This window comes from Comamonas sp. SY3 (assembly GCF_041730275.1).
Lineage (GTDB): Bacteria > Pseudomonadota > Gammaproteobacteria > Burkholderiales > Burkholderiaceae_C > Comamonas > Comamonas sediminis.
In genome coordinates this window covers 1-13,193 of sequence record NZ_JBGTYN010000043.1, presented here as the reverse complement: position 1 = coordinate 13,193, position 13,193 = coordinate 1, and the positions used below count along the sequence as shown (strand labels likewise).

The 13,193-nt window shown below is 54.3% G+C and carries 10 protein-coding genes, 4 tRNA genes and 3 pseudogenes; 4 read left to right on the top strand and 13 right to left on the bottom strand.

Annotation, left to right across the window (positions count from 1 at the left end):
• The 5 genes and pseudogenes from ACCQ08_RS25825 to ACCQ08_RS25805 all read right to left on the bottom strand — a co-directional run.
• Positions 1 to 79: pseudogene (locus tag ACCQ08_RS25825) on the bottom strand (elongation factor Tu); the annotation flags it as partial.
• A 66-nt stretch (positions 80 to 145) separates the two neighbouring features.
• Positions 146 to 220 (bottom strand) — tRNA-Thr (locus tag ACCQ08_RS25820).
• A 39-nt stretch (positions 221 to 259) separates the two neighbouring features.
• Positions 260 to 333: transfer RNA gene (locus ACCQ08_RS25815), tRNA-Gly, on the bottom strand.
• 53 nt (positions 334 to 386) lie between these two features.
• Positions 387 to 472: transfer RNA gene (locus ACCQ08_RS25810), tRNA-Tyr, on the bottom strand.
• Between the two features lie 153 nt (positions 473 to 625).
• A tRNA-Arg gene (locus ACCQ08_RS25805) sits at positions 626 to 702 on the bottom strand.
• A 658-nt stretch (positions 703 to 1,360) separates the two neighbouring features.
• On the opposite strand from ACCQ08_RS25805, the gene ACCQ08_RS25800 reads away from it, so the two are divergent.
• A complete protein-coding gene (locus tag ACCQ08_RS25800; RefSeq protein WP_148293165.1) occupies positions 1,361 to 1,810 on the top strand; it encodes a hypothetical protein in 450 nt (149 codons plus the stop codon).
• A gap of 151 nt (positions 1,811 to 1,961) precedes the next feature.
• Here ACCQ08_RS25800 and ACCQ08_RS25795 read toward each other — a convergent pair.
• The 6 genes and pseudogenes from ACCQ08_RS25795 to ACCQ08_RS25770 form a co-directional block, all read right to left on the bottom strand.
• Positions 1,962 to 2,318, bottom strand: a pseudogene (locus ACCQ08_RS25795) (transposase); the annotation flags it as partial.
• Between the two features lie 37 nt (positions 2,319 to 2,355).
• Complete coding sequence (locus ACCQ08_RS25790; protein ID WP_373451369.1) at positions 2,356 to 4,875, bottom strand: heavy metal translocating P-type ATPase; 2,520 nt, start codon at positions 4,873 to 4,875, stop codon at positions 2,356 to 2,358.
• A 299-nt stretch (positions 4,876 to 5,174) separates the two neighbouring features.
• Positions 5,175 to 6,101, bottom strand: a complete 927-nt coding sequence (copD, locus tag ACCQ08_RS25785) for a copper homeostasis membrane protein CopD (protein ID WP_373451368.1) — start codon at positions 6,099 to 6,101, stop codon at positions 5,175 to 5,177.
• A gap of 4 nt (positions 6,102 to 6,105) precedes the next feature.
• Positions 6,106 to 6,492: a copper homeostasis periplasmic binding protein CopC gene (gene copC / locus ACCQ08_RS25780; RefSeq protein WP_021027125.1), complete on the bottom strand. Its 387-nt coding sequence runs from the start codon at positions 6,490 to 6,492 to the stop codon at positions 6,106 to 6,108.
• Positions 6,493 to 6,600: 108 nt separating this feature from the next.
• Entirely contained in the window at positions 6,601 to 7,572 is a 972-nt protein-coding gene (locus tag ACCQ08_RS25775; RefSeq protein ID WP_021027126.1) for a copper resistance protein B, read from the bottom strand.
• Between the two features lie 25 nt (positions 7,573 to 7,597).
• Positions 7,598 to 9,460: a copper resistance system multicopper oxidase gene (locus tag ACCQ08_RS25770; RefSeq protein WP_021027127.1), complete on the bottom strand. Its 1,863-nt coding sequence runs from the start codon at positions 9,458 to 9,460 to the stop codon at positions 7,598 to 7,600.
• A gap of 365 nt (positions 9,461 to 9,825) precedes the next feature.
• Here ACCQ08_RS25770 and ACCQ08_RS25765 point away from each other — a divergent pair, with 365 nt between their 5' ends.
• Both ACCQ08_RS25765 and ACCQ08_RS25760 read left to right on the top strand, forming a co-directional pair.
• Positions 9,826 to 10,509, top strand: a complete 684-nt coding sequence (locus ACCQ08_RS25765; RefSeq protein WP_021027128.1) for a heavy metal response regulator transcription factor — start codon at positions 9,826 to 9,828, stop codon at positions 10,507 to 10,509.
• A complete protein-coding gene (locus ACCQ08_RS25760) occupies positions 10,510 to 11,940 on the top strand; it encodes a heavy metal sensor histidine kinase (RefSeq protein ID WP_021027129.1) in 1,431 nt (476 codons plus the stop codon).
• A 13-nt stretch (positions 11,941 to 11,953) separates the two neighbouring features.
• On the opposite strand, the gene ACCQ08_RS25755 is transcribed toward ACCQ08_RS25760, so the two are convergent.
• Positions 11,954 to 12,238: a heavy-metal-associated domain-containing protein gene (locus ACCQ08_RS25755; protein ID WP_084635807.1), complete on the bottom strand. Its 285-nt coding sequence runs from the start codon at positions 12,236 to 12,238 to the stop codon at positions 11,954 to 11,956.
• A gap of 197 nt (positions 12,239 to 12,435) precedes the next feature.
• On the opposite strand from ACCQ08_RS25755, the pseudogene ACCQ08_RS25750 reads away from it, so the two are divergent.
• Positions 12,436 to 12,678: pseudogene (locus ACCQ08_RS25750) on the top strand (transposase); the annotation flags it as partial.
• Between the two features lie 331 nt (positions 12,679 to 13,009).
• Here the strand turns inward: ACCQ08_RS25750 and ACCQ08_RS25745 are convergent.
• Positions 13,010 to 13,193 (bottom strand): hypothetical protein (locus ACCQ08_RS25745; RefSeq protein ID WP_373451367.1); only part of this gene is annotated, 184 nt, incomplete at its 5' end.

Genomic DNA, 13,193 nt, shown 5'->3' with positions numbered 1-13,193 from the left:
TGGTCTTGCCGTGGTCCACGTGACCAATGGTGCCCACGTTCACGTGCGGCTTGGTGCGCTCGAATTTTCCTTTTGCCATTCTAGACTCCGAAAAAACCTAAACCTAATGGGATATAGCGCAACAAGAACCGTGCGCACTTAAATATGGTGCCCATGGGCAGGATCGAACTGCCGACCTCTCCCTTACCAAGGGAGTGCTCTACCACTGAGCCACATGGGCAATTTTTTCAAATTGCAACAGGATCGCTTTACTGCAGACTGGAGCGGGAGACGGGAATCGAACCCGCGTCATTAGCTTGGAAGGCTAGGGTTCTACCATTGAACTACTCCCGCATCAACCGCGCCATAAGCGCAATTGCTGCAAAGCTTTCTTCTTCAACCATTTCTGGTGGAGGGGACTGGATTCGAACCAGTGTAGGCGTAAGCCAACAGATTTACAGTCTGCCCCCTTTAGCCACTCGGGCACCCCTCCGAAGAAGAACTAGATTGTAGCATCATTTTTGGCTGTTTTTAGAAACTTCCGATTTCTCGCAAATTTCTTCAAGGGACGCAACCCGAACAAACCCGAAAACAATGCTTCACTCTATATAAAAAGCCCCGAGACCTGAATCTCGAGGCTCTTAACTGGTGCGGCTGGCAGGAATCGAACCCACGACCCCTTGGTTCGTAGCCAAGTACTCTATCCAGCTGAGCTACAGCCGCTAAGCTGCGTATTGTAGGCTGTTTTTGGGTGCCTCGAACGAATTGGCCAGGTTTTTTCAAAAAATGATGCCGGAGCCCCGGCGTCGACCACAGTAGCTGGGCGCGCACTCCCTTGTGATGGCAGCATCGCACCGGCCCGCTGACCCGCCAGGGAGCTACGCGCACATGCAGTGCACGTACTCTGCAGACACGGCCGCACGGCCGGCCGGCAAGGGAGCTGCTACAAGGCGAAGTCCCGCCGCCAGCCCACCGCGCTCACACCCGGCACCCAACGGACAACAAAAAACCCGCACTGCGTTGGTCAGGCGGGTAGTTGGCGCTCTTGCAGAGCAGGTGTGAGGTGTTGGTGCGCTGGCGGGGATCTAAAAAATCTTCTCATCCCGCATAAAATCACGACTGCACTGAGAACTCATCAAAATATACCAACAAAAATACCAACACTTTTCAAAGTGCCCTACATCTGCTGCGACCCAGTTGATGTCTTGAGCTACTCACCCATAACCGACCTTCACAGCACATCGACGCGGGCGTTTAGCCAATGACAGGTTTCATGTGAGCAACTGACGGTAGCTGTCAGGCAGCCAGAGGACTACTGACAGTACGCTATCGCTACTCATGAATAAGCCCTGTCCTCATCCGTAAGGATGAGTCTCGCTCGATGCTCATTCTTGAGCTCGATGAAACTGGGATTCGACTTGTTTCGAAGAAGAGCAGGGCAAGCGGTGATGTGCCGGTAATCGACGTCAACAGCAAAGAATTGCTGTCCGTCTTCGAAGGCCTTGATTCAGTGCGTGTGATTGTTCAATCTAAGCGCATTGTCGTATTGCCGCTGCAAGCTGACCTGGCACAGCGCGAACGTCTGGGGCGTCTGATCGACAAGCTGCGCTCCAGCGAGCCTCTCAAGCTCGGATCGGTTGCACACGGAGGAGGTGTCTTGTCCCATGCCGTACATCACGGTCTGCGTGACGCCGGCATCGCCAACCAACTGGCCTTTGCGAACGAGATCCGCAGCGAGCTGCTCGATCAAAGCGCTTTGCATGACAGTGCCTGGCATGAGGAAACAGTCGCTCTTGCTGCTCCTTTGCAGCACCTGGCTTTTAATCCTTGAACTACAGCAATCGCCAACACCGGGGTTGAGCTCCACCAGTTCTGAGCGTCCACTTCATCCTTGAAGCCGGCCGTTCCACCGCTCGGTTCTCCGCATGCCGCCTCGAATGACTGCTACTACGAACACCCACAAGCTCATATCGACTGTTGATTCAACCGATCCACGCAACACATTCGTTGAACATCTCAGCCGGTTTTTTTAACCCAAGGTCTTCCTTGGCCGCTCGTTTAATTTTCCTGCAATCGCATCCAACTCATCTTGCGAGTTGCCCGATATGTCGATGCCCTTGGGCAGATACTGCCTGAGTAGGCCGTTGGTGTTCTCGTTCATTCCACACTGCCACGGTGTACGAGTCCTTGTCCACCAACTTGAGCAGCATTACGTAGCGGTTGTGCCGCTCTACTAGCGTTGCCACCCGGCTGTAAGCATCGCCGAACAACAGATCACCTTCCCAATGTCCCGGCACTGCACGATCCTCGATGCAAGCCGGGCGCTCGCTGACGGGTACGGCATCGAGCGGGACTACCACGTGAATCGATTGAAATTCACCGATGAGACTGCTGACTTCTTAAACGCAGTGCATTGAAGATCACAGACGCCGAACTCAGGCTCATAGCAAGTGCCGCGATCATGGGCGACAGAAGCCACCCTGTGAACGGATACAGAACTCCCGCTGCAATTGGCACACCAATTCCGTTGTAGATGAAGGCAAACAGCAAGTTCTGTCGCATATTGCGCACTGTGTCAGTTGAGATTTCACGAGACTGGGCAATGCCACGCAAATCACCCTTGACCAGCGTGATCTGACCGCTGTTCATTGCTACGTCGGTCCCTGTTCCCATGGCTACACCTACATCAGCTTTTGCCAAGGCCGGCGCATCGTTGATTCCGTCACCAGCCATGGCAACCACATGGCCTTCACTTTGCAATCGCTCCACGAGAGCTAGCTTGTCGACGGGCTTGACTTCGCCATGGACTTCATCAATTCCAAGCTTGGCACCAACAGCCTTGGCTGTGGTCAGACCATCTCCGGTTGCCATGACAATTCGCAAGCCGCTTGCATGAAGCGTTTGAATGGCATCCAAAGTGCTAGCTTTGATAGGGTCTGTTACTGCCAGGATGCCTGCGAACTTCCCATCAGCCGCTAAATGCATGATGCTTGCACCCTCTCCTCGCAGGCGTTCTCCGTCCGATTGCAAGGAAGATACAGAAACGCCTTCTTGAGCCATCAGTGTGGTGTTGCCTAATGCCAAGCGCCGCCCCTCAACGGTTCCACGTACACCAATACCGCTGGCGGAATCGAAGTCCACAGGTTTAGCGAGTTGCAAGCCTTGTTCACGTGCAGCTCGGACGATGGCATCCGCAAGTGGATGCTCGCTACCCTGATCCAAGCTAGCGGCAAGCCTCAAAACTTCGTCAGCGGTGAAATCTGGAGTAGGAATCGCTTTATCGAATGCAGGCCGACCTTCTGTAAGGGTGCCCGTTTTATCTACGATGAGCGTATCCACTTCACGCATCTTTTCTATGGCGCCTGCGTCACGGAACAAAACGCCTTGCTCTGCAGCGCGCCCTGTTGCCACCATTACTGACATGGGTGTGGCCAAACCTAGCGCGCATGGGCAGGCGATGATGAGTACCGCGACGGCATTGATCAACCCAAACACCCAACTGGGCTCTGGGCCAAAAATTCCCCAGACGAAGAAGGTCACTACAGCGACTAGCACGACAACCAGAACAAACTTTCCAGCCACTACGTCGGCCATTCGCTGCATCGGTGCCTTCGACCGTTGGGCCGATGCAACCATCTGAACGATCTGGGAAAGCATGGTGGCAGCCCCCACCTTTTCTGACCTCATGACCAGAGCTCCACTCGTATTGAGTGTGGCGCCGATCAGTTTGTCGTCAACGCGCTTTGTCACAGGTATTGGCTCGCCCGTGAGCATCGATTCATCAACGGCGCTTTGCCCTTCCGTGACAATGCCATCCACGGGTACTTTCTCGCCTGGACGTACGCGCAGCAGGTCTCCGACATGCACGTGGCTAAGGGGAACATCTTCCTCACTGCCATCTTCATTGATACGCCTTGCCGTCTTAGGAGCTAGGCTAAGCAATGATTTGATAGCGGCTGAGGTCTGAGAACGAGCCTTCAGTTCGATGATCTGTCCCAACATGGTCAAAGAAATGATGACCACCGCTGCCTCGTAATAAACCGCTACACGGCCCATGGATACGAACGAGTCGGGAAACACGCCGGGTGCCAGCGTCGCTACGAGGCTGTAGACAAAGGCAGCTCCCGATCCCAAGCTGATCAACGTCCACATGTTCGGACTGCGGTGGATGATTGACTGCCAGCCTCGAACAAAAAAGGGCCAGCCCGTCCATAGCACCACGGGCAGTGAAAGTGCCAACTCGACCCACGTTTGGGTCTGCATAGTGAACCAGCCGAACTTGTGTCCGAACATGGCCAGAGTGGTAACAATCAGCGTGAGTGGCAGCGTCCACCAGAATCGCCGTTGGAAGTCTTGCAACTCACTGTTGTCCTCTTCTCCAACCGGGATCAGTGGCTCAAGAGTCATTCCACACTTGGGGCAGTTTCCGGGATGATCTTGCCGGACCTCCGGATGCATCGGGCAGGTATAGATCGTTCCGGTCGGAACCACGCCCGATTCATCAAACGATTTCTGATCTGAATGACTTGCAGCCACATGAGCATGTTCGTGCGAGCTGAGCAACTGGGCCTCAGGCACCAAATTCATTTGGCACTTTGGGCAGCGCCCCGGATGATCTTGATGGACTTCAGGATGCATTGGGCATACATAGACCGTGTCCCCTCCTGCGTGATCAGCCTGTTCGTTACTCGATATGAATTGCGCGGGGCCATGAGCAAATTTTTGCTGGCAACCGTTACTGCAGAAGCGATAGATCCGTCCTTCGTGAACTATCCGATGGGGCGACTGTAGAGAGACAGTCATGCCGCAAACTGGATCCTTCAGAAGCTCGGCCTCAGTCTTGGTGTTTTCCAACTCAACTGACTCTGAAGAAGATCGATGCTGATGATGTTGCATGCAGATGGCCCTTCGCGATGTTCGATCGATTCTTGGCTCTTACACCATGTGAATGTCAAGCCAGAATCTGCTCGAGAAATAACTCTGTCCGCCTCTTCTGAGGTCCCGCAACCTGAGTACGGTGCTTGTGGTCATCTCAATCCAAGAAATGATTCTGGGGTTGAGGTGGCCTTTGTCATGACTACCTGACACGGAGATCATCCAAGCACGAATCCTCCGAAGCGATGTACCCTTCCTCTCCGTATGTAGTTCTGCCTTGTGCAGTCCCCGTGTCAGCTGTCGGTGGGTGATCTAAAGGTTCAAATTCCTTTTGGCGAAAGAATCCCTAACCAAGCCACACTCGCCAAAACCAGAACTGCCAGTGTTGCTTCCATGAACAGGCTCTGGCGTAGCTTAGCGACTGCTTGTGCATGATTTCCAGAGGTCAACGATGCCTCCAGACTTGGACTTAGCCGGAACCGATTTGCCGAAGCCAAAGCAAGCATTCCGAGAACCAGCAACAGCTTGCCTAACAGCAACTGACCATAGAGTGTCGAAACAAGCGGATCAAGCGAAGGCCCTGCGATCAATACGTAGTTGAGTACACCACTGATCCCCAGAACGACCACGATCAGCGTCCCGACCTGGGCGAAGCGATTTGATGTTCGGCTCAATATTGCTACTGTGTTTGATGCCTTATTCGCACTCGATACGGCCAAGATCAAAAAGGCGAGTAACGCACCGACCCATGCCCCTGCAGCCCAGAGGTGCGAGATGTCCGAAGCCAGGTGGATGTATCCGCGCACTCCATCGTCCATCGCACCATGACCAGTCCAGGCCAGGGTCGCGAGTGCCACACCGCTAGATACGGACATGGCAACAAAGCGCAATGTTGGATTGAATTTCACCAATGCGATCAAGATGCAAAGCACAAGTGCAAGAATACGAATGCACCAAGCTAGGCCCATGTGGGTGCCGGTGATGAGCATCTCGAACACATGCGTTGATAACTCGGTATATGTTTGCGCACCGGACATTGCCTTGGCAAGGACTGTCATGCTGACCACGGACAGCCCAATTCCGAATGCTGCAAATGCACCGACACATATTCGATAGCTGCGCGCAATTGCCAAGGATCGCTCGTCACGGCCAAGGGCATAGACGCCAAACATGGCAACGCCAAAAGCCGCTGCCATGTCCAGATAAAGCGCAAGGCGCAATACGATGGTGAACCAATCCTCGGCCATGTGCTTACTTCACCTGGAATGTGACGTTGCCATTGATAGGGTGTGTATCTGACGACACGGCACGCCAATCCACACGATAGGCACCAGGCTGAAGCGTCTGGGCAGGAGTAATGACCATGGTTTTGCCATCGCTAGCGCCAGAGACGCTTGCGCTGACCTTCATTGCGCCGTGATTTGGCATTCCGGGCATCCCCGTCATGATCAAGTTCGCTGCTGAGAACTGAGGAACCAGCGTCTCAGAGAACTTCAACTCAATCGTTGCAGGGGCCGCGACCTGCGACTTATCCGCAGGCGAAGAGGAAACTAACGAAGGATGTGCAAATGCTGCGGAAGCGAACATTGTTGCGGCGATTGGCGCGATGAATTTTGCGACCAGGCTTGAGCGATGCATGAGGACTCCTATTTAAGTGTGATAGTGGTTTGAAAGGGATGTCGAATCTAGGACGGAGGAGTTGGCGCACCCAAGGACGCGCCAACTAGGAGTAAGACATTGGACAGGCTAGAACCAGAAACGGACACCGGCCACCCAACGTGTTTGCCGAGCACGGCCGCCTTCTGCGCGAACGAGATCTGCGGTACGCCCGAAACTTCCCGCACGTTCCACACCGATATATGGAGCGAACTGACGGCTGAACTCGTAGCGCAGTCGCAGGCCAGCAGATGCTTCGGCTAGGCCCTTGCCGATATGGCGCTCTGGATCATCCTTGCCGTAAAACTGCATTTCAGCTCTAGGCTCAAGGATCAGGCGCTGAGTCAGCAATAGTTCGTAGCTTGCATTTAGGCGAAGCGCAGTTCTGCCACCACTGCCAACATAGGCTGTGGCCTCCAGCTCGAACCAGTAAGGGGCTAAGCCCTGTACACCAAATGCTAGCCATTGACGGCTAGGCCCCACTCCGTTGTCTAAGCGCACACCGAGTTGCGTATCCCAGTAGGTTGTGACCGCCCTGCTCCATAGCAGCTCGGTGCGAGCCTCTTCGAGCTTTCCTTTGGCGACGTCACCTTCTGCCTTTAAGACAGCTTTGTTGTATGCGGTGCCATACCATGCTTGCAAGTCATAGGCCGTCGAATCTTCGCCTCTACGCGAAAAACGGCGTTCCAGGGTCTCACCTCGCAGCGAGGCAAAGGTATGCTCGTCCGCAAGCATCAAGCGTGGGACGCCAGGCACCGCGTAGTCGCCCGATCCCAAGGTCAACCCATTGGAGTACCCATGAGGGTCACGAGCATCTGGAGGTGCGGATCCCCCTTGCATCTGCATGCTGCCGTGATCCATCGCAGGGGCACTTGCGGCGCTTTCAGTCATAGCGCCATGACCGGCGTGTGGATCAGCTGCAGTTGTGGCGGGGCTTGTCGGCGCTTCCATTTGCATACCGGCTTGACCATGCGATGAATGGTCGCTTTGGGCCTGTGCCGCAATGCTCACAAGAGCAAGGACTGCAGTGGACAATGCACGAATAGGGAGTGCTTTGGACATTTTTGATCTTCCTTGTGATGTTTGTTCAAGACACTACGACTTCGCGGAACATGCCAGCATCCATGTGGAACATCAGGTGGCAATGCCAAGCCCAGCGTCCGAGAGCATCTGCCGTCACCAAGAAGCTGATGCGTTGTGCAGGCTGTACTGGCAAGGTGTGTCGACGGGCAAGGAAGCGACCATCAGGGCTCTCCAGTTCACTCCACATACCATGCAAATGCATTGGGTGAGTCATCATGGTGTCGTTGTGTAGGATGACCCGCAAACGTTCACCGTGACGGAAGTGAACAGGTGTTGATTGCCCGAACTCCAAACCATCAAGAGACCAGGAATAGCGTTCCATATTGCCGGTCAGGTGCAACTCCACCTCACGTCCTGGACCGCGCGAGTCCATTGGACCTGAAGGCGTATGCAGATCTGCCAAGGTCAGCACCCGTCTGCCGTTATTGCGCAGACCGATGCCCGGATCGTCGAGATTGGTGCGTGCCATATCGACCCGCATATCAGTGCTCGCCCCATACTCCGTTCGGGCATGGCGTGCGGTAGTGCTGGGCACAGCCAATCCTCCTGCTGACATGGCATGCTGACTATGGTCCATCGCCATACCACCGTGATTCATGCCGCCCATCGCACCATGATCCATGCCGGCCATTGCCCCCGACATACCAGCCATGCCCGTCATCCCAGACATGCCGGTCATCTCCATGTCGGCACCGGAAGTACCATGGCTCATGGCGCCCATCATGTCGCTCATACCCAGCCATTCGACGGGATCGAGTGCAGGGACAGGAGCTTGCAGACCTTCGCGCACTGCTAACGTAGCGCGTGCATAGCCTGTTCGGTCCATCGACTGAGCAAAGATCGTATAGGCGTCATCACGTGGCTCGACAATCACGTCTATGGTTTCGCCAGGGCCGAATCGGAATTCATCGACAGTCACAGGCTCTACGTCGACGCCGTCAACATGCACCACAGTGAGCTTCAGACCCGGAATACGTACGTCATAGAAGGTATTGCCCGCACCATTGACCATGCGCAATCGGACACGCTCGCCCGGACGGAAAAGAGCAGTCCAATTGCCTGCAGGTGTGACGCCATTTGCGAGGTAGGTCAAAGTCGCAGAAGAGAGGTCGGCTAAATCCGTTGGACTCATGCGCATCTCGTTCCACATCTTGCGCTTGTCTAATGCCGCCGACACTCCATCACGCGATACATCACGGAAGAAGTCGAAGATCGTGGGCTGGTTGTAGTTGTAATAGTCGCCCTGAACCTTGAGTTTTGCGAAGACGCGCATGGGGTCTTCGTCAGTCCAGTCAGAGAAGAGCACGACATGGTCACGATCTGCACGGATAGTCTCAGGTCCTGCGGGATCGATGATGATTGCTCCGTACATGCCGGTGAGCTCCTGCATGCCTGAATGTGAGTGATACCAGTAGGAACCGCTTTGCTGAACCTTGAAACGGTAAGTGAACGTCTCTCCAGGAGGAATGCCCGCAAAGCTGATGCCTGGAACTCCGTCCATCTGGTAGGGCAAGATAATGCCGTGCCAATGAATAGAAGTGGCCTCGCGAAGCTTGTTCGTGACTCGAATCGTCACCGTCTCACCCTCTCGCCAGCGCAGGGTTGGTGCAGGAAGCGATCCATTGATCGTTGTCGCCATGCCAGGCTTGCCTGTAAAGTTCACGGCGGACTCGGCGATCACCAGATCGAACTCGTTACCCTTCAGCACCGGAGCGGCCCCACGGACTGTGGAGCTCTGCTGAGCGAATGCCATGAGCGACTGCGTTGACAGGCCCGCCAGCACGCCCCCCGCTGCCAGCCCCTGAACGAAGCGCCGACGAGAGAACCCCTGAGTGGGAGTGACAATAAATGGCGAATGACGCGGCATACGGTGAAATCCTCCAGAGCTTTCAACAAAATCGTTTTCAGCGACGCTGCCTGAAACAACAATCGCTCGATATGTTCAATATACTAGGGCGCACCGAATTTCGATGAAGTGACTCACGCATTACATTCATGTAATGCTCGCGTCATGTTCTGTGCGACTGGGGGCGTCTATCCATAAAAGCGTTCGTTGCCACCGGGAGGCTCACGCTGCTCGCCACGATTGACGACTTCCCAGGAGGGAACAACAAGGCCGTGTTGAGCCTTTCTATCGCCAGGATTTCATGAACATTACATTTTTCTTATCTTCATGTCAGAGTGCATCAAACTCGGCACACTCTTGATCGTCCACTGCAGCGGAGCGAGTACATGAGGATTTTGATTGTCGAAGATGAGCCTAAAACAGGTGAATACCTGCGCCAAGGACTGACCGAGGCTGGCTACATTGCTGACCTCGTCTCAAATGGCTCAGACGGCTTACATCTGGCTCTGCAAGGTGAATACTCCTTGGTGATCTTGGATGTCATGCTGCCGGGCCTCAATGGTTGGCAGGTGCTCCAGTCTCTGCGTGATCGGGGACTACATATGCCGGTCCTGTTTCTTACTGCACGGGACCATGTCGAGGACCGTGTCAAAGGACTAGAGCTCGGCGCAGATGATTACCTGGTAAAGCCGTTTTCGTTCGCAGAGCTACTCGCCAGAGTTCGCATCATTCTTAGACGCGGACATCCGGCCAATGAAGGTACTACTCTGACTGTTGCAGATCTCGAGCTAGACCTGCTGCGTCGCCGCGTATCTCGCAACGGCAAACGTGTTGACCTCACAGCCAAAGAGTTCGGACTCTTAGAGTTGCTGATGCGCCGACATGGTGAAGTGCTGCCACGTTCATTGATCGCATCGCAGGTATGGGACATGAATTTCGACAGCGACACCAACGTCATTGAGGTGGCCATGCGCCGTCTGCGGGCCAAAATTGACGAAGGCCACTCGATCAAACTGATCCAGACCGTACGGGGAATGGGCTATGTGCTTGAAGTCCCCGAGGAGGAATAGGTGCAGCGTCTCACTCGCAAGGTAAAGCTCTCTTTAACGAGTCGCTTGGCCCTCTGCTTCACGGCTGTTGCGGCAGCCGTAGTGCTAGGTTTAGGCGGCCTATTTCTAGTCGTTACAGAAAAGCATTTCGTGGAATTGGACCGAATGACGCTTCAGGACAAGCGCCATTTAATCGAGAAAATTCTCCAGAACACCAAGTCAGTCGATGATGCTCGTTGGCGTTTAAATGAGGCACTGAACTATCACGAGGATCTTCAAGTCCAGGTGAAAGATGCCCAAGGAGAAACCGTATTTCAATCGCCCGCATCCGGCTTCGCAGTGCCGGATCGCAATTCGGCTTTTATCGACAAGGAAGGATCGTTTGGTGTGTGGCGGCATGCAGACGCAGAATTCCACATATTAAGCTTTGAGACGCTACCGGCCTACGCACCATCACCATTAAAGGTACTGATCGCTGCAGACACCAAGCATCACATCCAATTTCTCGACGGAATTCGAGCAAGCTTCGCCATCTATGTAATTGCAGCAATTTTGTTGTGCTCACTGCTATCTTGGCTCGCTGCGAGACAAGGGCTGGCACCGTTGCGTGAGATGAAATCACGGGCAGCTGTTGTGACAGGACAGAAGTTGAGTGAGCGCATGCCGGTCGAGGCTGTGCCCGTTGAAATGGCTGACCTGGCGCATGAGCTCAATCGCATGCTGGATCGGCTGCAGGACGATTTTCAGCGCCTGACAGATTTCGCGTCTGATTTGGCTCATGAACTACGTACGCCCATCAGCAACCTGTTGACGCAGACTCAGGTTGTGCTGGCATCCAAGCGTGATGCCGCGACATACCGAGACATTCTTGCCTCAAATGCCGAAGAGTTTCAGCGTCTGGCTCGTATGGTGTCAGACATGCTATTCCTAGCCAAAACCGAACGAGGCGTAAGCTTGCCGCGCAAAGAGCAATTCTCCGCAAAGCAAGAAGCATATGCATTGCTGGAGTTTTACGAGGCTGTCGCGGAAGAAAAGCAAATTCATTTGAAGCTAAAAGGCGATGGACGCGTTGATGGTGATCGGTTGATGTTCCATCGTGCTGTGAGTAATTTGCTATCTAATGCTTTGCGCTACACGCCGCAGGCAGGGACGGTCACCATCGACATTGCGGCCTCCACCTCCTGGACACTTGTCACTGTGGAAAATACAGGGCAGGACATTGATCCCAAAGTCCTGCCCAGGTTATTTGACCGCTTCTATCGCGCTGACCCCTCCAGGGCACATCCGGACTCAGACGGTAGCGGATTGGGTTTGGCGATTACCCGAGCGATTGTTGAAGCCCATGGTGGCGCCATTGCAGCAACTTCAGCCGATGGACGAACTCGCTTCACCTTGAAATTTCCCACTCCGCAGCCGACTTCCAAAGCAGATCAGAAAACAGGTTTTTCTTGAAAGAAAGAAGACACTATCCGCAGCAAGATGTCTTTGCTGAAGTTGAGCCGCAGCATTTCGTCTGCGGCTTCTCAGCGTTAGCCTCCTCGGCTGTGGCTAACGCCAATAATTCTGGAGCGTATCCAGCGGTCTGAATAGCCAACATGTAGTCGGTGTCGCTCAGATCGCCGGAGACGTGCACTGTTTTATCCTGAGGATTCACTCCGATCTTTGCGGCATCATCTATCGCCAAAATGGAGCGCTGGATCCGCGCGGCACAGACACCACATTTCATGTCATTGATGCGAAAAATAGCCATTACGTACTCCTTTAAAGCTTGTGGCTAAAGTTTCATTCTTCACATGATGTGAATGTCAAGCATCTGTCTGCACAAGCACTGGAGCACGCTGTGTACGTCAAGTACGTTGGCCTTCACTTTTCGCTTTGGCATTATTGGTGTGCAGATTTGGGGCGTTGTTGCATAAATGCCGGTCGCAGGTGAGGTAGGCTCGAGAGATGAGTGAGACGAGCTGGGGTCGGGTTAAGTACCGCACAACGAACTGGAAGGCGTACAACGCAGCGTTGAAAGCGCGGGGAGACCTGACCATATGGCTGGATAAGGACATGCAGTGGCTGGCCCAGCCCAGGGGCAAGCGTGGTCGTTGCCAGAAGTTCTCAGATGCGGCCATCCAGTTTTGCCTGACCATCAAGGGCTTGTTTGGGCATGAGCCTGGAGAGGTAAACGGGATCGGCCGTTCATGCTGGCACATGCCTGTACCGCGATCAAGTGACGGGTGGTGGATACGAAGCCGCCGGCAGGTGCCCGCGGCCATCAATGACCGGTTCCCGTGCATGCTGCCGGTCAGGCGTTGGCCTGAGAATGACTCAGATCAGCCTGAACCAGACTTCAGCCTACAAGGTTGAGTTCACAAGTGATTGTGGCCAACGCCTGGCAAAGCTCGAACGGCAGTGATCAGCTACAAAGCTGTCATCTCCACATGCATAAGGATCAGGCGTCTTTGACTCAGTCGGGCCGACTCAGCTGCGCACAATACATCTTCAAAGGCTCCCTTCCCATACGGCAGCCGTCTCAATTACCTCGACAAGTCGCGCAGCAGAAAAGCCATGTGCCCATCGCCTTGGCCAGAGCCTGAAGATTGGCTTCAAGGTTTGCAGGGCTTACACGGGCTAGCAGATCCGGAGCGTTCAGGAGGGCATCCGTAAGCGTCCGGTCATCCCATCTTGACTCGCAATAGCGTGCGGCGAAGGCGTTT

What these genes read in the sequence shown, in the direction of transcription:
- ACCQ08_RS25790 (WP_373451369.1), bottom strand. Translation starts at nt 4,875, where the DNA reads ATGCAACATCATCAGCATCGATCTTCTTCAGAGTCAGTTGAGTTGGAA.
- ACCQ08_RS25775 (WP_021027126.1), bottom strand. Translation starts at nt 7,572, where the DNA reads ATGTCCAAAGCACTCCCTATTCGTGCATTGTCCACTGCAGTCCTTGCT.
- ACCQ08_RS25765 (WP_021027128.1), top strand. Translation starts at nt 9,826, where the DNA reads ATGAGGATTTTGATTGTCGAAGATGAGCCTAAAACAGGTGAATACCTG.
- copD (WP_373451368.1), bottom strand. Translation starts at nt 6,101, where the DNA reads ATGGCCGAGGATTGGTTCACCATCGTATTGCGCCTTGCGCTTTATCTG.
- ACCQ08_RS25800 (WP_148293165.1), top strand. Translation starts at nt 1,361, where the DNA reads ATGCTCATTCTTGAGCTCGATGAAACTGGGATTCGACTTGTTTCGAAG.
- ACCQ08_RS25770 (WP_021027127.1), bottom strand. Translation starts at nt 9,460, where the DNA reads ATGCCGCGTCATTCGCCATTTATTGTCACTCCCACTCAGGGGTTCTCT.
- ACCQ08_RS25755 (WP_084635807.1), bottom strand. Translation starts at nt 12,238, where the DNA reads ATGGCTATTTTTCGCATCAATGACATGAAATGTGGTGTCTGTGCCGCG.
- copC (WP_021027125.1), bottom strand. Translation starts at nt 6,492, where the DNA reads ATGCATCGCTCAAGCCTGGTCGCAAAATTCATCGCGCCAATCGCCGCA.